The 19,652-nt window shown below is 58.1% G+C and carries 17 protein-coding genes; 11 read left to right on the forward strand and 6 right to left on the reverse strand.

The genetic code is table 11. The features are described 5' to 3' along the window. Positions 1–316 precede the first annotated feature (316 nt). Positions 317–2,254: a M23 family metallopeptidase gene (locus QRN55_RS18790; protein ID WP_111838500.1), complete on the forward strand. Its 1,938-nt coding sequence runs from the start codon at positions 317–319 to the stop codon at positions 2,252–2,254. A 55-nt stretch (positions 2,255–2,309) separates the two neighbouring features. Here QRN55_RS18790 and clpB read toward each other — a convergent pair whose 3' ends face one another. Both clpB and QRN55_RS18800 read right to left on the reverse strand, forming a co-directional pair. Beyond that, positions 2,310–4,928, reverse strand: coding sequence for an ATP-dependent chaperone ClpB (gene clpB / locus QRN55_RS18795; RefSeq protein ID WP_284777862.1), 2,619 nt, complete (start codon positions 4,926–4,928; stop codon positions 2,310–2,312). 256 nt (positions 4,929–5,184) lie between these two features. Further along, a complete protein-coding gene (locus QRN55_RS18800) occupies positions 5,185–5,994 on the reverse strand; it encodes a class I SAM-dependent methyltransferase (RefSeq protein ID WP_284777863.1) in 810 nt (269 codons plus the stop codon). Positions 5,995–6,104: 110 nt separating this feature from the next. On the opposite strand from QRN55_RS18800, the gene QRN55_RS18805 reads away from it, so the two are divergent. The 4 genes from QRN55_RS18805 to QRN55_RS18820 all read left to right on the forward strand — a co-directional run bounded on the left by QRN55_RS18805 (position 6,105) and on the right by QRN55_RS18820 (position 10,282). Continuing rightward, positions 6,105–7,238: an ABC transporter substrate-binding protein gene (locus QRN55_RS18805; RefSeq protein ID WP_284777864.1), complete on the forward strand. Its 1,134-nt coding sequence runs from the start codon at positions 6,105–6,107 to the stop codon at positions 7,236–7,238. A 93-nt stretch (positions 7,239–7,331) separates the two neighbouring features. Beyond that, the gene (locus tag QRN55_RS18810; RefSeq protein ID WP_284777865.1) at positions 7,332–8,468 is read left to right on the forward strand and encodes an ABC transporter substrate-binding protein; all 1,137 of its coding nucleotides are present in this window, start codon (positions 7,332–7,334) and stop codon (positions 8,466–8,468) included. Continuing rightward, positions 8,469–9,536 carry a FecCD family ABC transporter permease gene (locus tag QRN55_RS18815; RefSeq protein WP_045229511.1) on the forward strand — a complete coding sequence of 356 codons (1,068 nt, stop codon included), beginning with the start codon at positions 8,469–8,471 and terminating at the stop codon, positions 9,534–9,536. Then, positions 9,530–10,282, forward strand: coding sequence for an ABC transporter ATP-binding protein (locus QRN55_RS18820; RefSeq protein ID WP_284777866.1), 753 nt, complete (start codon positions 9,530–9,532; stop codon positions 10,280–10,282). Before QRN55_RS18815 ends, QRN55_RS18820 begins: the two co-directional genes overlap by 7 nt. A gap of 233 nt (positions 10,283–10,515) precedes the next feature. On the opposite strand, the gene QRN55_RS18825 is transcribed toward QRN55_RS18820, so the two are convergent. Genes QRN55_RS18825 through QRN55_RS18840 form a run of 4 tightly spaced genes read right to left on the reverse strand, consistent with a single transcriptional unit; the run spans position 10,516 to position 14,349 of the window. Further along, positions 10,516–11,106, reverse strand: a complete 591-nt coding sequence (locus tag QRN55_RS18825) for a methyltransferase family protein (RefSeq protein ID WP_284777867.1) — start codon at positions 11,104–11,106, stop codon at positions 10,516–10,518. Between the two features lie 3 nt (positions 11,107–11,109). Then, complete coding sequence (locus QRN55_RS18830; protein ID WP_284777868.1) at positions 11,110–11,715, reverse strand: SCO family protein; 606 nt, start codon at positions 11,713–11,715, stop codon at positions 11,110–11,112. After that, the gene (locus tag QRN55_RS18835) at positions 11,702–12,169 is read right to left on the reverse strand and encodes a copper chaperone PCu(A)C (protein WP_284777869.1); all 468 of its coding nucleotides are present in this window, start codon (positions 12,167–12,169) and stop codon (positions 11,702–11,704) included. The genes QRN55_RS18830 and QRN55_RS18835 overlap by 14 nt, the downstream gene beginning before the upstream one ends. Positions 12,170–12,180: 11 nt before the next feature. After that, entirely contained in the window at positions 12,181–14,349 is a 2,169-nt protein-coding gene (locus tag QRN55_RS18840) for a heavy metal translocating P-type ATPase (RefSeq protein WP_284777871.1), read from the reverse strand. Between the two features lie 264 nt (positions 14,350–14,613). Here QRN55_RS18840 and QRN55_RS18845 point away from each other — a divergent pair, with 264 nt between their 5' ends. The 6 genes from QRN55_RS18845 to QRN55_RS18870 all read left to right on the forward strand — a co-directional run bounded on the left by QRN55_RS18845 (position 14,614) and on the right by QRN55_RS18870 (position 19,648). Further along, positions 14,614–15,849, forward strand: coding sequence for a pyridoxal phosphate-dependent aminotransferase (locus QRN55_RS18845; protein WP_284777872.1), 1,236 nt, complete (start codon positions 14,614–14,616; stop codon positions 15,847–15,849). Positions 15,850–15,859: 10 nt separating this feature from the next. Next, positions 15,860–16,507, forward strand: coding sequence for an RraA family protein (locus QRN55_RS18850; RefSeq protein ID WP_284777873.1), 648 nt, complete (start codon positions 15,860–15,862; stop codon positions 16,505–16,507). Positions 16,508–16,573: 66 nt separating this feature from the next. Next, on the forward strand, positions 16,574–17,410 hold the full coding sequence (locus tag QRN55_RS18855; protein WP_112500667.1) for an ABC transporter substrate-binding protein: 837 nt from the start codon (positions 16,574–16,576) through the stop codon (positions 17,408–17,410). 74 nt (positions 17,411–17,484) lie between these two features. Further along, complete coding sequence (locus QRN55_RS18860; protein WP_284777874.1) at positions 17,485–18,183, forward strand: amino acid ABC transporter permease; 699 nt, start codon at positions 17,485–17,487, stop codon at positions 18,181–18,183. Between the two features lie 5 nt (positions 18,184–18,188). After that, positions 18,189–18,926, forward strand: coding sequence for an amino acid ABC transporter permease (locus QRN55_RS18865; RefSeq protein WP_284777875.1), 738 nt, complete (start codon positions 18,189–18,191; stop codon positions 18,924–18,926). Beyond that, on the forward strand, positions 18,923–19,648 hold the full coding sequence (locus tag QRN55_RS18870) for an amino acid ABC transporter ATP-binding protein (protein WP_284777876.1): 726 nt from the start codon (positions 18,923–18,925) through the stop codon (positions 19,646–19,648). The genes QRN55_RS18865 and QRN55_RS18870 overlap by 4 nt, the downstream gene beginning before the upstream one ends. Positions 19,649–19,652: the final 4 nt, after the last annotated feature.

The raw sequence follows: 19,652 nt of genomic DNA on the forward strand, positions 1-19,652 counted from the left end.
TTTTCAAATTCAAAAAGAAAATTATAAGATATTGTAATTCAATAGTAATTTTGAAAAATGGGTGTTTTCCGCCTAAAAGACCCGAGCAACAGACCCTTTTACGCACACGATTTTATGCGGCTTGAACCGATACCAATGGTCACGCCACGTTTTCGACAAGAGCGGTGCCTATCTGATGATCGCACGAGCCTTATGCATATAAAGCCGGGGACCAATCACATGCGTACAACGCACCTGTTTGACTCCCGACTCTGAAAGTTGCACATCTTCGGCTCAGGGTTTCTGGAGATCAAATGAACGACTGGTCGCGACAGGCATGATGACGGATCGAGACATGATCCGCTCGCTTGGTACCGAACCGCCTATATTGGCGGAAGGGCGGCGTGCACCTGATCGTCGCGAGATTTCCTTGCGTTGGCTCAGCGGCACGTTCCTCACAGGCATCACTTCTTCCATCCTTATGGGCGTCGCCCTGTTTGCAGCGCTGGATGGACGCCAGCAGCTGGCAATTCCGGCGGAAGCTTTCGCGCGTGCCGATATGGATCACGACGCATCCGAGACCGTGCGGCGTGGCACGCGCCTTCTGGCACCCAATATCGCCGCAAGACCGTCAGACCGTTCTCTTATGGAAGTATCGACCGTCATTCACGACGGCGACAAGGAAGTGGTGCGGAAAGTCCCCTTCTCCCACGTCAAGATCGCGTTGGCGGCCAATTATAGTAATCAGGATGACTATCCGCCATTCGATCCGCTCAACATTTTCGCGACGAATGATGACGCATCGCCCGCGGCCAGCAAGACTGGCACCATCTATGGTTCGGAGGTCGAATCCGAAGTCAGCCTGAAGACCATCGCCTTTCCTACAAAGAACAGCCCTTTTGCCTATGCAGGCTCGATGAGCTTCGATGAGGTCGAAGAGGCGGTGCGCTCGAACGGCTCGATGCTGACCGATGGCAATGAACAACTGGCCGCGCTTTACTACATCGATCCGCGTCGTTTCGAAGCCACCGAAGATGTAGATATGACCGCTGGACTCGCGGCGCGCGTGGTCGAGCAGAACATGTCGGTGTCGACGCCGCAGGCCTCCACCGTCAAGGTTCAGGAATATGCCGACGACGTTATTCCTGTGCGACAGGCCGAAACGATGGAGGAAGCGCTGTTCGGTGCGGGTTACTCCAAGGAGCAGGCCAAGCAGACGGCGCTTGCACTCAGCACGGAAAACGGTTCAGCCGATGTGCAGGCCGGAGACGTGCTTCGGATCGGCATTCTACAAAGCGATGAGAGGAGCGAGGTGGTGCGCGCCAGCCTTTACCGCAAGGCCCGCCATATCGTGACGGTCGCGACCGATGACAGCAAGACTTTTGTCAAGGCGAGCGAGCCTCCGCATCTGGATGCCGTCGCGACCGCGTTTGACAGCAGCAATGCGCCTTTGACGGCCAATCGAGACCTGCCGCGTGTTTATGACGGGGTTTACCGTGCAGCCCTGACCTACGGAATGAACCAAACGATGGTCGCGCAACTCGTGAAGCTTCTGGCAAGCAGCGTCGATTTTCAGGCGCAGCTAAAGCCAACGGATTCACTCGAAGCCTTCTTCTCGGTCGAGGGGCCGGATGGCAAGGCAACGGATCAGTCCGAACTTCTCTATGTGAATGCCAAGTTCGGCGACAGCGAAACCCGCTTCTATCGTTTCCAGAACCCGGATGATGGCAGCGTCGATTACTTCGATGGCCAGGGCAAGAGCATCCGGCAGTTCCTGATCCGCAACCCTGTGCCCAACGGCCGCATGACATCGGGCTTCGGTATGCGCCGTCACCCGGTACTGCGCTTCAGCCGCATGCATACCGGCACCGACTGGGCAGCACCGCGCGGAACGCCGATCATCGCTACTGGTAACGGCGTCGTGGAAAAGGCCGGATGGGCATCTGGTTACGGCAACCAGACGCTGATCCGCCATGCGAACGGGTATGTGTCCTCCTACAATCACCAGAACGCCCTTGCCAAAGGCGTGGTCGAAGGTGCGCGTGTAACGCAAGGTCAAGTGATCGGTTATGTCGGCTCGACCGGCCTTTCGACCGGCGCCCACCTGCACTATGAGCTGATCGTCAATGGCACGAAGGTAGATGCTATGAAGGTCCGCCTGCCGGGCGGAAAGTCGCTGTCCGGCGAAGCGCTGGCACGGTTTTCAGATGAAAGACGCCGTATCGACACGTTGCTGAATATTGATGGCAAAACCGAGCAGGTCGCCAGCCGTTAATAGAATTCTGCCATAAACAAAAAGGGCTCCATCGCAGGAGCCCTTTTTCATTTCATCATGCCGCGTCGGCTGTTTCGATGCCAGACTGCTGAGGCCTGACCTTGAACAGCAGACGGTCTGTGCCGGACGTGACTTTCACGCGCGCGCCATCGGGGATTTCTCCGCCGAGGATCATTTCGGCAAGGCGATCCTGTACCGATTTCTGGATGATGCGCTTCAACGGGCGGGCGCCGTAGGCCGGATCGTAACCCTTATCGGCCAGCCAGATGCGCGCGTCTTCGTCCAAATCCAGTTCTATCTTGCGATCGCTGAGCAGCGACACGAGACGCTGAAGCTGGATATCGACGATTGCACCCATTTCGTTGCGATGCAGACGATGGAACAGGATGATGTCGTCGATACGGTTGAGGAACTCCGGCCGGAAGTGGCCGCGTACCCGCTCCATCACCATATCACGAACGGAATCAACATCGTCGTTGTCGCCCATCTGCGTCAGGAACTCGGAACCAAGATTCGACGTCATGATGATGATGGTGTTCTTGAAATCGACGGTGCGGCCCTGCCCGTCTGTAAGACGGCCATCGTCCAGCACCTGCAACAGGACGTTAAAGACATCCGGGTGCGCTTTCTCGATCTCGTCGAACAGCACCACCTGATAGGGACGCCGACGAATGGCTTCCGTCAGAGCGCCGCCTTCCTCATATCCGACATAGCCGGGAGGTGCGCCGATGAGACGGGCAACGGAGTGCTTCTCCATATATTCCGACATATCGAGGCGAACCATCGCGGTTTCGTCATCAAAGAGGAAGCGTGCCAGCGCCTTGGTCAACTCGGTCTTGCCGACGCCGGTCGGGCCGAGGAAGATAAAGGAGCCGATCGGGCGATTGGGGTCCTGCAAACCGGCGCGTGAACGGCGAACCGCCCTCGACACGGCCTGAACTGCCTCGCCCTGCCCGACGACGGACTTGGCGAGATCGTCTTCCATGCGCAGTAGCTTTTCGCGCTGACCTTCCAGCATCTTGTCGACGGGAATACCTGTCCAACGCGAAACGACGTGGGCGATGTTGTCAGCCGTCACCACTTCCTGGACCATGGAGGCTGTGCCGCTGCTATCGCGTGCTTCTGCGTCGGCCAGTTCCTTTTCAAGGCCCGGAATAATGCCATAGGTCAGCTCACCGGCCCGTTGAAACTGACCATTGCGCTGCGCTGTCGCAAGCTCGTTGCGGGCTTCATCCAGTTGCTTCTTCAGATCAGCGGCATGGCCGAGCTTCTGCTTTTCTGCCTGCCAGCGGGCCGTAAGCGCATCTGCCTTTTCTTCCGTATCGGCCAGCTCATCCTCGAGTTTCTTCAGCCTGTCTGCGGAAGACACATCGGTCTCCTGCTTCAAAGCTTCCCGCTCGATCTTGAGCTGAATGATGCGGCGATCCAGTTCGTCCAGCTCTTCCGGCTTGCTGTCCACCTGCATACGAAGGCGCGATGCGGCTTCGTCCATCAGGTCGATGGCTTTATCAGGCAGGAAGCGGTCGGTGATGTAGCGGTTGGAAAGCGTGGCAGCCGCAACCAGAGCCGAATCCGAAATACGAACCTTGTGATGCTGCTCGTATTTTTCCTTCAACCCGCGCAGGATCGAAATCGTATCCTCGACGGTCGGCTCGCTGACCAGCACGGGCTGGAAACGCCGCGCAAGAGCAGGGTCCTTTTCGACATGCTTGCGGTATTCATCGAGCGTGGTTGCACCGACGCAGTGAAGCTCGCCACGAGCCAGAGCGGGCTTGAGCAGATTGGACGCATCCATCGCGCCATCGGCCTTCCCGGCACCCACCAGCGTGTGCATCTCATCGATGAACAGCACGATGCCACCGGCTTCTGCCTGCACTTCGCTCAGAACAGCCTTCAGCCGCTCCTCGAATTCACCACGATATTTTGCACCGGCAATCAAAGCACCCATATCGAGCGCCATCAGCTTCTTGTCTTTGAGGCTTTCCGGCACGTCACCGTTGATGATGCGTAGCGCCAGACCTTCGGCAATCGCGGTTTTACCCACGCCCGGTTCACCGATCAGGACAGGATTGTTCTTGGTGCGGCGCGACAGAACCTGGATCGTGCGACGAATCTCATCGTCACGACCGATCACGGGATCCAGCTTGCCATCGCGGGCCTCCGATGTCAGGTCGCGTGCATATTTCTTCAGCGCGTCAAAGCCTTGCTCGGCGTTGGCACTATCTGCGGTGCGACCCTTACGGATGTCGTTGATGACCTGATTGAGCGCCTGCGCCGTGACGCCAGCCTTTTTCAGGGTGGAGGACGTGGATGCAGATGTCTCAATAGCGAGCGCCTGCAACAGCCGCTCCACGGTGACGAAGCTGTCACCAGCCTTCTTGGACAAATCTTCGGCGGTCGAAAAGACCTTGGCCAGCGGACCGGTCAGCGACAGGCCACCGTTTCCGCCTGAAACCTTCGGAATTTTCGCAAGCACGGCATCGTTGGCAAGCTTGGCTTCCTTGGCGCTACCGCCAGCGCGCTCGATCAGCGCCGCCGCCATGCCCTGGTCATCATCCAGCAAAACCTTCAAGACGTGTTCTGCGGAAAACTGCTGGTGGTTTTCGCCCAGCGCATAGGTTTGCGCCGACTGAAGAAAACCACGAACGCGTTCAGAATATTTCTCGATATTCATATCAAACTCCTCTTACCGCCCTGCCCGTATCGGCACAGTCCGGATTGTTAGGGTTGAGGCTCCCTGAAGCGGCAAGCCTCGTTGCGAAAACGCCAGAATTGGATTTGCCGTTTTCGCCTTGAACGGATCATCGGTTGTTTCGCCGATCTTCCGTTCTGATGGGCTTGATATGGTGGGCAGTTTTGACGGTTTAAAGAGGGCGCGACGGGTACAGCGTTGATTTTTCACAGGCGCGACGAAGCATTCTTCTGCCGTTTTACCCCGGCTTGCGAGCGCAGATCGCATAGCGGTGCTGAATGCCGCGGGCTGCGGCTTTCAAAACGTTCCAGTTCTTGGCCTGTGTTTTGTGAACTTCACGCAGATTGGTATCGACCACGACATCCTCGAAGCCCGCGTCACGCAACAGCGCTGCAACGGCATCGGCCCGCGCACCATTGGAGAAATAGACGCGCGACAGAATGCTGTTATGTGTGCCCATCATGTCCGCAGGCGCATGCATCGGGTCAGCTTTCAGCAGCCCACGCTTCTGCAGCCAGTTGGCCAGATTCTTCAGCAATTTCTCTGTGAGGCCGACGTTGACGAAATCGCCATCGACGATCAGCAACTTGCCGCCGGGCTTTAGGACACGCAGCCACTCACCAAAAGCAGCCTTGGGGTCCACCAGCGTCCAGACCAGATGGCGGTTGATGATGACGTCGTGGGCGGCATCCTGCTCCATGGTGTTTTCGGCGTCGCCCATGCGAAACGTGATGGTGCGTTTGCGGCTTTTGGCCTTTGCCTTGGCGCGCTCCAGCATGGGTTCTGCCCAATCCAGCCCGGTGACACGGAAGCCGAGATCATCCATCAAATGCGATATGACACCGGTGCCAGAGGCGAGATCGAGGGCGCTTCTGCCCTCACCGCGCCCGAGGTGTTTTTCCACCAGGCGATGCCAGGCTGCACGCTCTTCTTCCGAGAAGATTTCATGCCCCGGAGACAGGTCGAAGGTGGCCGCACGGGCCGACCAATAAGCCTTGATCTCATCGCGAAGACCGAAATTGTTCCCGTAATTGTTTGCACTATCCATGACGTCCAACCTTCACGACTGCCAGTTTCGAAATGGTCTAAAAGATAAAACTTGACTAACGTAATCATAAAACCATAAAGCGCGGACAGTTTTACTGGAGAACAATTTCGATGCGCATTAGAGGCAAATCCGCCGTTCTTGCAATGGGTCTTTTCGTTTCTACCGTACTGCCCGCATTTGCCGACAAAGTGACGATCAAGGATGTGACCGGGCGCGATGTCGAGGTGAATGTTCCCGTAAAGCACGTTATTCTGGGCGAAGGCCGCCAAATCTATTTCCTGGCCGCACTCGACAAAAATAACCCGTTCGAACACGTCGTTGGCTGGCGCGACGATCTGGCGAAGGCAGACCCGGAAACCTATGAGGCTTATCTGGCGAAGTATCCTGAGGTCGCCAAGCTGCCGACCTTCGGCGGCATGAAGGATGGCACCTTCGATGTCGAACAGGCCGTGGCCTTGAAGCCCGACGTCATCATCATGAACATCGACGCCAAGACCGCGACAGAAGAAGCCGGTTACATCGAGAAACTCGGCAAGGTCGGCATTCCTCTTGTCTACGTCGACTTCCGTGAAAAGCCGATGGAAAACACCGAGCCGAGCATGCGCGTCATGGGCAAGCTGATGGGCCGCGAAGACATTGCCGAAGACTTCATCACGTTCCGCTCCGATAGCATCAAGCGCGTGACCGACGTTCTGGCGAAGGAAAAGCCCAAGCGCCCTGTCGTTTTCATGGAGCGCGCAGGCGGCTACTCCGATGATTGCTGCATGTCCTTCGGCAACGAGAATTTCGGCAAGATGGTCGAGATCGCCGGTGGCATCAACATGGCGAAAGACATCATTCCCGGCACCTTCGGCACGGTGAATCCCGAGCAGGTCATCGCCTCCAACCCCGATCAGATCATCATCACCGGTGGCAAGTGGGACGCATACGTTCCCGGCGGCAAGTGGGTGGGCGTTGGTTACGGCGCAAACCTCAAGGAAGCCCGTCGCAAGCTGGAGGACCTGACCAAGCGCCCGGCCTTTACCGGCGTCAAGGCTGTCGAAGACGGCAATGTGCACGCCATCTGGCACCAGTTCTACAACAATCCGTACCAGTTCGTGGCCATTCAGGAAATTGCCAAGTGGCTGCACCCTGACCTCTTCAAGGACTTGGACCCGGAAGCGACCTTCAAGGAACTGCACGCCCGCTTCCTGCCGCTCGACTATAAGCCTGGCTACTTCGTGTCGCTCAAGGACGACAGGTAAGACGAAACGGCGCAGGGGGAGCGCTGATCGGACATAGGGCGGAGCCGCAATCGCGGCTTCGCCACAATGCATTTAAGACCGAAAGGATTGTCCATGCCGTTCAGGAATTTTAACCGGATCGCCGCCCTCATCCTCGCGTTGATCGCAACGCCAGCACTTTCAGCCGAAATCATCGATTCTGCCGGTCGTACCGGCGAGATCGACAGCCCCGCGAAACGCGTCATCGTGGGTGAAGCGCGGCAGGTGCATGTGATTGCCGCGCTGAAAGGCGAGAAGACCTTCGACACCATCGTCGGCTGGCGTGACGATCTCATCAAGAAAGACCCTGATAGCTACGCGGCCTATGTCGAGCGCTTTCCGCAGATCGCAAAGCTGCCGCTGTTCGGCTATTTGCCGCAGGGCGAGTTCAGCCTCGAACAGGCCATCTCGCTTTCGCCAGACGTGATCACGCTCAATCTAGAGGTGGAAAAAACCGCCAAGGAAAGCGGGTTCGAGGAAAAGGCAGCAGCAGCTGGCATCAAGGTCGTCTATCTCGACTTCCGTCTCGACCCGGAAAAGAACAGCGAAAATTCCATCCGCGCTCTCGGCGCAATTTTCGGCGCCGAGCAACGTGCGGAAGAATTCATTGCCTATCGCCGCGCACAGATCGCGCTGGTGACCGACAAGCTTGCCTCTGTCAAAGATTTGAAGCGCCCGGGCGTCTTCATCGAGCGCGCACCGGGCATCTCTGGCGAAGACGCCTGCTGCCGCACCTTCGGTCCTGTCAATTTCGGCACCATGGTCGAACAGGCGGGTGGGCACAACATTGCAGCGGACGTGATCAAGACCACCTTCGGTGATCTCAACCCCGAGCAGCTTCTGGTGTCCAACCCGGACCATGTCATCGTGACCGGCTCCAATTGGGCAGCCGAATCCGACATCAACCAGTTCGTGCCCGTTGGCCGTGGTGCCGATATGGCCCTGTCGCGGGAGCGTCTGGCCAAGCTGATGACGCGCACGCCGTTTCCTGAACTGGATGCGGTGAAGAAGGGCAATGTCCACGCCGTCTGGCACCAGTTCTATGGCGCGCCTTACGAGTTCTTCCCCATTCAGCAATTTGCGAAGTGGTTTCACCCGGACCTCTTTGCCGATTTGAACCCGGAAAAGAATTTCGAAGAGTTTCACCAGAAATTCCTGCCGGTGACCTATAAGCCGGGATATTTCGTTTCACTTGAAAAAGGCTCGAACTAAATGGCACCCATCGTGGAAACACAGGTCGAGACGACGGGGCGCGATCAATATCGCGCCCTGGCCGGTCGCCGTATCCTGATCCTGATCGGCCTCGTCGTGGCGCTGTGCCTCAGCGTCGCAACCGATATGGCGCTGGGCCCGGCGCGTTATTCGCTGTCGGAAGTCATCGGTGCGATCTTCGATCCTGCCGCCGTCGCCAATCAGTTGCGGGTCGTCATCTGGGACATCCGCATGCCGATTGCGCTGATGGCTGTCACCGTCGGTGCCTCGCTCTCGGTTGCTGGTGCGCAGATGCAGACCATTCTGTCCAACCCGCTGGCCAGCCCGTTTACGCTGGGCATTTCAGCCGCCGCCAGTTTCGGCGCGGCTCTGGCGCTCGTCGGCGGCGTAGCGATTTTTCCCGGTGCCGTGGAATATATGATCCCCATCAACGCCTTTCTGATGGCGATGCTGGCGGCCATGTTCATTCACTTTGCCTCCACCATGCGCGGCGTCTCGGTCGAAACCATCGTGCTGCTCGGCATCGCGCTCGTCTTCACCTTCAACGCCGCCCTCTCGCTGCTGGAATATCTGGCTTCGGAACAGGCGCTGGCCGCCGTGGTGTTCTGGACTATGGGCAGCCTGACCAAGGCCACATGGGCAAAAGTCTATGTGACCGGCGCCATTCTGGTGTTGACCGTGCCGCTATTCATGAAAAACGCCTGGGCGTTGACCGCGTTGCGGCTGGGTGACGACAAGGCTGCCAGCATGGGCGTGAATGTCCGCCGCTTGCGTTTGCAGACCATGCTAACGGTCAGCCTTCTCGCCGCCATTCCCGTCTCCTTCGTCGGAACCATCGGCTTCGTCGGCCTCGTCGGCCCGCATATCGCCCGGATGGTGGTGGGTGAGGACCAGCGCTTCTTCCTGCCAGGTTCGGTCATCTGCGGCGCGTTGCTGCTCTCCGTCACCTCCGTCGTCAGCAAGATGCTGATCCCCGGCGCGATCCTGCCGATTGGCGTCATTACCGCGCTGGTCGGCGTGCCCTTCTTCTTCGTTCTCATCTTCTCCAACAGGAGACGCGCATGGTAGCCCTCGCCCTTCAGGATGTCGGCGCCAAATACGGGCGCACGACGGTTCTTTCCGAAGTCACCATGGAAATGCTGGAAGCGGGCAGCGTAACCGCTGTCATCGGCCCCAATGCTGCTGGAAAATCCACGCTGTTCAAGCGCATCGCAGGCCTCATCAAAGGCCCCGGCGTGGTGACGCTGTCGCAGACCGAACAGGGTCCGCACACCATCTGCTACATGCCGCAGGACACCGGTGCGAATGCAGTCCTCACCGTCTACGAATCCATTCTGCTCTCAGCCAAACAGGGCAGCAGCTGGAAAGTGCATGATGATGAGCTGGCCGAGATCGATGCCATTCTGAAAGCCCTCAACATCCACGACTTGGCGTTTCGCGGTCTCGGCGAGTTGTCGGGCGGGCAACGCCAGCTTGTCTCGCTGGCGCAGGCGCTGGTGCGCAAGCCGGAAGTGCTTTTGATGGACGAACCGACCTCGGCGCTGGATCTCCATCGTCAGGTCGAAGTCCTCGACTTCGTCACCCGCCTTGCCCGCCGCGAAGGCATGATCATCCTGATCGCCCTGCACGACCTGAACCACGCGCTGCGCTACTGCGAACACACCATCGTCATTGCAGATGGTGCCATGGCGGTGAGCGGCCAGACGGCGGATGTGATCACGCCGGAGATGCTGCGGACAATCTACAAGGTGGATGCGCGCATCGAGACATGTTCGCGCGGGCAGCCGTTTATTTTGGTGGATGGCACGGCGTGAAATGGTGAGCATGCCGTTTATCGGGACATGTGGGCCTTATTTTTGTAGCTGAGGGCATTTCGTAAAGAGTGGTTGTGGGACCGAAGCCCTTGGGAACAACAGGCCCGAGCCCGGTTCTGCATCCTGCCGTTCCGTCAGACTCAAGCGGTCGCCAAGACCGTAGTTACTGAGAACCTAGTCAGTAACCCTACATTTTGCTTCTCAGCGCCATAAAAGTGTTAGATGATCCTCGATTACAGCCATCTTCTGACCCGTTGACGGTAGTCGAAATACGGCTTGCCAAGGTCGTGGTCGAGGACACGTTCTTCGATGCGTACCTGCATCCATGCGGCCACAACGACGCAGATGAGGATAGCAAGCTGCAAGCCTGTCGCGTGGGCGAGTACAAGGCCTGCGAAGAGTGTGATCTGGCCGACAAAAACGGGATTTCTGGAATACGCAAACGGACCTTCGGAGACGATGCTTCCCAACCTGCCTTCGGCCGCACCGATCCGCCAGGAATTGCCCATGTACCACTGAGAATAAAGCGCACCCGCGCCACCTACGATCATCACCATGATCCCGATCGATGCAGCGGGGGTTCCGAGGTTCAACGGCGTGATGGAGCCACCGGCCCACTCCCAGTCGACCCATATCGATACCAGCGGCAAGACACAGCCAGAGACAAAGGCGATGCGGAAGAGTGCGGCAGGAATTCCCTGACGCTCCCGCCCCGCCGAAAACAGCCAGACGCTCTCACCGGATCGTCGCGCCGTGCGGAACGTGAGATAGAGGAAGGCGAGAACATATGACCAGATCAAGACGATGGCTACTATCTGGATCATGATCTATTCGCCGATCAAACGCCTGATTTTCTGCATCCGAACCTCTGTCGTTTCATGGCTGTCCAAAGTGCCGAAGAACCTGCCATCGGCACGGACGAGCTGGACGCCAGCGGTGTGATCCATCTCGTAGGAGTCACCCTCGCCGACCTTCTTGTAATAAATATATCTTGCCTTGGTCATCTGCTGGAGCTGCTGATCCGGGCCGGTGAGAGCGACGATGCGCTCATCGAAATAGGCGACGTAATCCTTGAGCAGCGCCGGCGTGTCACGGGCCGGATCGACACTGACGAAGACGACACGCAGCTTGTCCGCCTCTGGCCCAAGTTGCTCGAGCACTTGCGCCATCTCGGCCAGTGCTGTCGGGCAGACATCCGGGCAATGCGTAAATCCGTAGAACCACGCCGATGGCTTGCCCAGCGTGTCGCGCTCCGTGACGGTCGCGCCATTCTGGTCCGTCAGTCGAAAAGGGGTCGCGTAGGGTTTCGCCTCGGCCTCCGTCGCAAACCTCCCCTCAACCCAGACAATGGCAAGCGTGGTGGCGAGAACGGCAATCAGGCTCCAGCTCATCCACCGGATGCGCTTCAGGAATTTCGAATTACGGGTGGTCATGCGTCTCAGCCTTCTGCGCGGATCGCTTCTCGACATTGAAGACGACGGGAACACGACCCGCCTTCTCAAAGACGAGCACCGCGTCGATCTTCTCGCCCTGCTTCAACTGTTTCGTGAGGTCGGTGAACATGGCGTGGGTCCCTGCATCTCCAAGCGCAACGCTTTTGCCCGCTGGAAGCACCATTCCACCGTCCATTTCCGTCATGCGGGCCACGCCATCGGTGACGGTGGACGTGTGCATCTCGATCTTGGGAATGACGGTGCTTTCGATGGCAACCAGACGGTCGTCGGAGCTTCCGTTGTTGACGACGGTCAGATATCCGGCGGCGACCTTGGTGCCAGGCGGAGTCTCCACGATTTTCGGATGGTTGATCACGAGGTCGCCCACCTTATAGTCGTGAGCAAGGCTCATGGTCGGCATCAGGGCAACAAGCCCGAGCAGCAGTCTGCGCATTGTATTCTCCTTCATTCCGCTACCTTGCCCTTCCAGGCGAGCAGACGCATGGCATTCATGGTGACGAGGACGGTGGCTCCCGTGTCGGCAAGAATGGCTGGCCACAGGCCCGTGACACCGATCACAGTCGTTATCAGGAAGACGGCCTTGAGACTGAGCGCCACGGTGATGTTCTGCCAGATATTGCCCATCGTCGCGTGCGACAGGTCAATCATGTTGGCGATGTCGGACACCCGACCATGCAGGATCGCGGCATCGGCGGTTTCCAATGCGATATCCGTGCCGCCACCCATGGCTATCCCGATATCAGCCGCAGCCAAAGCCGGGGCATCGTTGATGCCGTCGCCGACCTTGGCGACGACGAAACCCTGGCTCTGCTTTTCGCGGACGATCTTCTGCTTGTCTTCGGGCAACAGACCGGCACGGACATCGATCCCGAGATCATCGCCGATTGCCTCTGCCGTTCTCTGGTTGTCTCCCGTCAGCATCACTGCGCCGATCTGCGCCTGCTTCAGCATCTGGAGACCCGATTTCGCATCGTCGCGTGGCTCGTCGCGGATGGCGATCATGCCCGCAACGGAATTGCCTGCGAGCAGAATGGACACCGTCTTGCCCTCGGCGTTAAGGCTGTCGATCTGATCCAGCAGCGCCTGCTCGATCGGCGTTTCGGCCAGAACCGCCTTCGGTGACAGCAACATGGCCTGCTCGCCGCCGATGGAGCCCGACACACCCTTGCCGGGGATAGCTTTTGACGCGAATGCGGGAGGCACCGGGACCTTTTCGGTCTTGGCGCGCTCCAGAATCGCCATCGCGAGCGGGTGACTTGAACCACTTTCCAACGCCGCCGCCATGGACAGGATCTGCGCATGCGACCGCCCGACCGGGATGATATCGGTGACCTTCGGCTTGCCCTCGGTCAGCGTTCCCGTCTTGTCGAGCGCCACCAGCGTGACCCGGCGCAGGTTCTCAAGAACCGTGCCACCCTTCATCAGCAGTCCACGCCGCGCACCTGCGGAAAGACCAGCGGCGATGGCGGCGGGCGTCGAGATGACCAGCGAGCACGGGCAGCCGATCAGCAGAATGGCCAGTCCTTTGTAGATCCACTCCTGCCACGAGCCGCCAAGGAACAGAGGTGGAATGACTGCTACCAGCGCAGCAACAACGAGGACTGCCGGTGTATAATAGGTCGAGAATTTGTCGATGAAGCGTTGGGTCGGGGCTTTGCTGTCCTGAGCTTCCTCGACGAGCCGAATGACCCGCGAGATCGTATTGTCGCCGGAAACGGCCGTAACCTTGACCCTGAGGACGGCATCCGTGTTGATGGTTCCTGCAAAGACGGTGTCGCCAACCCCCTTCTGCTTCGGCACGCTCTCACCGGTAACCGGAGCCTCATCGATGGCCGAGCTGCCTTCGGTGATCTCGCCGTCGGCGGCAATCCTGTCTCCGGGGCGCACGAGAATGGTGCTCCCGAGCACGAGCCTGTCGGCGGGTACCTCCTCCGTCACGCCATTCGTCTCGACAAGGGCAGTCTTCGGGACGAGGTCAGCCAGCCCACGGATGCTCGCCCGCGCGCGACCCGCAGCCACGCCTTCGAGGAGTTCTCCAACGAGAAACAGGAAGACGACGGCAACCGCCTCCTCTGCGGCGCCGATAAAGAGCGCCCCGACCGCAGCAATGGTCATCAACATCTCGATCGAGAACGGCGTACCTGTCGTTGCGGCAACGAGAGCACGGCGACCGACGGGAACGAGGCCGATCATCAGCGCGGGTACGAAAATCCATTGCGGAACTGCGGGAAAGACGAGATGGGCGATGTAGGTCAAAGCAAGGGCAAGACCCACCGCTGCCGTGAGCATGGCTTTACGCGTTCTCCACCATGGGCCGTCAGTCACATCGACATGTTGCGTCGAGTTGGTGGCAAGTGGATCACTGGAAGTGCCAGGCGAACCGAAAACCGCCGTTTCCGCCAGTGCGATAGAAAAACCGAGAGCCTTGACCTGCCGCTCGATCACGCCCGCGGTCAGGTTTGGCCCCGGCAAAATCGTCATCGTCCCGGAGGAGAGAGAAACCCCAACCTGCTCGACACCTGGCAATCGCTTGACCGCATTTTCGATCTTGGCAACGCAACTGCCGCAGTCCATTCCACCGACGCGGTATTTGATCTTGAGAGCCTGTTCCATCGACATCGCGCCATCTAAACGTTTCTGATGTCGAACCTTCTAAACTCCGTAGCAGCTACAGGCTCAAGCGAAAAATTCCATTATCAGATTTCCGATCAGAAGGCAGTGTGACCCAATGGGCGGCTGCCGAATAGCTTGCGAGTTTCTAATGCTGGTTCCATCCGCCGAATCATTCCTTTTATAGATCAAATTGCATAAATATTTATCGCTTTTTTCGAAATGAAGCGTCGCTACAATCCTCACCAACATATAACGGAGAGGAAAATGTCCCTTCAAGTCGCCGACCGCGCTCTAGCGCTCAAGCCTTCCGCCAGCATCGCGGCGAAGAAAATGGTGTCCGAGCTTCAGGCATCAGGACATAAAATTATCGACTTCACGATTGGCGAGCCGGATATTTCCACGCCCGCTCACATCATCGATTCAGCGGTCGCTGCGATGCGCGCTGGTGATACCCATTATACGGCCTCGGCAGGCACGGCTCCCCTGCGCGCGGCGATTGCACTGACCTGTTCGCGCGATAAGAAATTGCCGTGCAAGCCTGAGAATGTTGCTGTCGGTTGCGGCGCCAAGCAGATCATCTACGAAGCCTTTGCGGCGACGCTGAATGACGGCGACGAGGTCATCGTGCCCGCACCTTACTGGGTGTCCTACCCGGATATTGCTGTGTTGCATGGCGGACGCCCGGTCATCGTGACGTGCGGTGAGGATGTCGGCTTCAAATTGACGCCGTCCGCACTCTCCAAAGCCATCACCCCGAAGACCAAGTGGCTTGTTCTCAATACGCCGAACAATCCATCCGGCGCCGTCTACTCCGCTCAGGAGTTGAAGGAGCTCGGCGAGGTTCTGCGTCAGCATCCGCACGTCTGGGTCATGACCGATGAGATTTACGAGTATCTCTATTACAAGGGTACGCGCGCTCCGAGCCTCATCGAGGTCGCTCCCTTCCTTTTCGACCGCGCACTCATCATCAACGGCCTGTCCAAGGCGTATGCGATGACGGGTTGGCGAGTGGGGTATGCGGTTGGTCCGAAAGAACTGATCGACGTCGTCGTGAAAATGCTGAGCCAGAGCACCACATGCCCAAGCTCGTTTGGACAGGCAGCCGCTGTCGAGGCGCTCACCGGCGATCAAGCCTGTGTGGCCGAGGCGACCGAGCTTTACAGAGCCCGTCGTGACAGAATGATCGAGATTCTTCGCGACGCCCCCGGTTTGAGCTTCAAAGCCCCGGATGGTGCCTTTTACCTCTACGTATCGGTGGCCGATCTGATCGGACGAACAACACCGGCGGGCAAGCAGATCAAAACCGATCTCGATGTGTCCATCTACTTCCTTGAGAAAGCGAAGGTCGCCGTACTGGATGGCGCAGCCTACGGACTTTCTCCCTATCTGCGCCTTTCGTTTGCAGCCTCGCTTGAGAATGTCGAGACGGGCAGTGCCGCTATCGTTGCGGCCTGCAAATCACTCTTTGCAAAACAGTCGGCGTCTGCCGTTAACGCTTGAGGATATACCAATGACTGGTAACAGAGTTCTTCCCGGCGCCCCGCAGGCAGATGCTGCACTGGTGGCCGCTTTCGCCGAATCATCGACGGCTATCATCAGCGATAATCTCCATCGATTGCCGGGCGCAATCGGCTTGCAGCCCTTTCACAAGGTCAACGGCGCAATGGCCGGAACGGCATTTACGGTGCGCGTGGCAGCCGGAGACAATCTGTTCATCCACAAGGCACTGGATCTCGTGCGTCCTGGCGATGTGATTGTGGTTGATGGCGACGGTGAAACGAACCGCGCCCTGATCGGCGAGATCATGACGACGCTTGCCCACTCACGCGGTGCGGCAGGCTTCGTCATCAACGGCGCCATTCGTGATGCCGGTGCGATCGCGAAATCCGAATTCCCGTGCTTTGCCCGTTCGGCGATCCATCGTGGCCCTTATAAAAATGGCCCGGGCGAAATCAATGTCAGCGTATCGATCGGCGGTTTCGTCATCGAGCCGGGCGACATCGTGGTTGGCGACGAGGATGGTATCGTTGCGTTTCCGCAGTCGATTGCCGCCGAACTTCTCAAAGCCGTGCATGCACAGGAGAAAAAAGAGGAGGACATTCTGAACAGCATCCGCGCTGGCACCTACACGGGCGCCTACGGCAAACCAGCCGCCTGAACACAAAGGCGGATCGATCCGAGGCGTCAAACCGTACGTCATCATTAATCAAAAAGGGGAATGACCATGAAGACACTGAAATTTTTCACATTCGCAGGTTTTGCTCTGTGCGCGGCTCTGGGAACGGCAAAAGCCGACCAGCTTGCTGACGTCAAAGCAGCCGGTAAACTCGTCTGCGGCACGATGGGCACGTTCGAGCCCTTCAGCTTTCCTGACCCGAAGACCCGCGAAATCGTCGGTTACGAAATCGATCTTTGCCAGGGCATTGCCGATGCACTGGGCGTGAAGCTGGAAATCAAGCCGCTTGCGGTCGAAGCCCGCATCCCCGAACTCACACAGGGACGCGTCGACGTCATTTCCGGCGCCCTCGGCTTCTCGGAAGAGCGCGCCAAGCAGATCGACTATAGCACGACCTCCTTCGTCAGCCGTCAGTTGCTTCTCGTCAAATCCGCAAGCGGCCTTGCCAAGCTCGATGACGTCAAGGACAAGAAAATCAGCGCGCCCAAGGGCTCCAGCTCCGAAAAATACATTCGCACGCTGTATCCCGATGCCAACATCCTGACCTTCCAGGATCCGCCATCGGCATTTCTTGCGCTCCAGCAGTCCAAGGTCAGCGCTCTGGTGCTGTCAGAACTGGCATCCATCAAGTTCATGCAACAGGCCGGAAGCGGTTACGAATTCGTCAAGCAGCCGGTGGCAATCGAGTTCTGGGGCATTGGTCTGCGCAAGAACGAACCCGCCATGCTGGAAGCGGTCAACGCCGGCTTGAAGGGCCTTGAAACATCCGGCAAGGCCAAGTCGATCTTCGACAAATGGCTTGGCGCGGAAACACCCTACAAGATGGAGCGGACATTTACGCTCGACAAGCCTGTTTCCAATCCGGTCCTGAATCCCGAGGGTTGAAAGCCTGATCCATAGGTTATCCGATCCTTTCGCCCTCTCAAACGGGCGAAAGGGTTTTTCAAGGAGCGAACAGGATGGGATATTCCCTCGACTTCGGCAGTGTGTTGACGGGTGAGCATCTGCGGTGGCTGCTCAGCGGCATTTTCATTACAGTCCAACTGACCATCGCAACCTGGCTTTTGGCCTTCGTCATCGCTGTCATCCTGGCCGTTGTCCGCATGAGCGGTTTCAAGCCAGCCGAATGGCTCGTTTCTGCCTATGTGGAAATCCATCAAAACATTCCGCTGCTGGTGCAGGTGATGTTCTGGTATTTCGCGATGCCCGAACTTCTGCCCGAAAGCGCCAGAATGTGGCTCAACGAGCGCAACAGCGAATTCATTCTGGCATGGCTGGCGCTGGCATTTTGTTTTGCCGCCTATATGTCCGAAGCTCTGCGCAGTGGCCTCAGAGCCATTCCACGAACGCAATATGAAGCCGGGCGCGTGCTGGGCTTCGGCTTTCTGCGCACCATGCGCTACATCGTCGTGCCGCAAGCCATCCGCATTGCCGCGCCGCCATTGCTCAATTCGTCTCTGCTGTTGTTCAAGAACACGAGTATCGCGATGGCGATCGGTGTCCATGAACTCACATACCAGTCCCGGCAGATCGAGAGTGACACGTTCCGCACCTTTGAGGTCTTTGCCGTGACAACGGCGATTTATCTCGTGATTTCCTTCATCATCATGGCACTGGGCTCGATTTACGAGCGTCGCGCCGCACTGATTTCGAGGTAACGGCCATGATCGAAATCGTACAGAACAACTGGCTGCTTTTCCTTATCGGCCAATATCCAAACGGACCGCTCGGTGGCCTTGCCGCCACGCTCATCATTGCCGTCATCGGTCTTATCCTGGCATTTCCCTGTGCCATGCTGTTGGCGCTTGGCCGAATAAGCCCCTATCGACCCTTCCGTCTGGTCGCCAGCACAATCGTCCATGTCGTGCGCGGAACGCCGTTCCTGATGGTGATCTTCTGGGCTTACTTCGCCTTGCCCCTCATCCTCGGTCGCCCTGTTGAGGGTTTCTGGACCCTGATCGGCGCACTCGTCATCTATGAAAGCGCCTATCTCGCCGAAGTCATTCGCGCCGGCATCAAGGCCCTGCCGCAAGGCCAGACGGAGGCAGCCCGCTCTCTCGGCCTCGGCTATTGGCGCACCATGTGGTTCATCATCCTGCCGCAGGCGCTGTTCAATTCGCTTCCAACGCTCCTCAGTCAGTTCGTGTCGCTGATCAAGGAGACATCGCTTGGTTACGTCATCAGCGTCAACGAGTTCACCTTCGCCGCAGCCCAGGTCAACAGCATGCTTTTGACCAAGCCGGTGGAGGTCTTCTCTCTGCTCGCAATCACCTATTTTGTGGTCTGCTTCACCTTGACCCAGACGGCACGCCTGTTGGAAGCGCGGATTGCCCGCCGCCGACTGGGCCGCCCGGATCAGATCCAGACCAAAGGCACTCTTGCTACGGAACCTTCCCCATGATTACTTTCGAGCATGTCGATAAATGGTACGGCAGTTACCAGTGCCTGACGGACGTCAGCGTCCATGTCCCCAAAGGTCAGGTCGTCGTTGTGTGTGGCCCCTCAGGTTCCGGCAAAACGACGTTGATCCGCACGACGAACCGGCTGGAAACCATCGCCAAGGGCAAGATCATCGTCAGCGGCAAGGATATCAACGATCCGAAGGAGGACATCAACGTCCTGCGCAGCAACATCGGCTTCGTGTTTCAGCAGTTCAATCTGTTTCCGCACATGAATGTCATGGACAACATCACCCTTGCTCCGCGCAAAATCCGGGGCATGGGCAAGGACGAAGCTATTGCCACCGCAGAAACCCTGCTGGAACGGGTTGGACTGGCTGGCAAGGCGCAGGCGTTTCCCGGCCAATTGTCCGGCGGCCAGAGCCAGCGCGTGGCCATTGCCCGTGCGCTGGCCATGAACCCACCCGTCCTGCTGTTCGATGAGCCGACGAGCGCGCTCGACCCCGAAATGGTGGGCGAAGTGCTGAGTGTGATGAAAAGTCTGGCCCATAGCGGCATCACCATGATGTGCGTGACCCATGAAATGGGGTTTGCACGCGAGGTGGCCGACCGCGTCTGGTTCATGGACAAGGGCGTCATTCTCGAAAACGCTCCCCCGGACGAGTTCTTCAACAATCCGCAGCATGAGCGCGCCAAACGCTTCCTTGCCGATCTGCGCCACTGATGAA

The organism is Agrobacterium sp. lyk4-40-TYG-31, assembly GCF_030209855.1.
In the GTDB taxonomy this organism is placed as follows: domain Bacteria; phylum Pseudomonadota; class Alphaproteobacteria; order Rhizobiales; family Rhizobiaceae; genus Agrobacterium; species Agrobacterium vaccinii.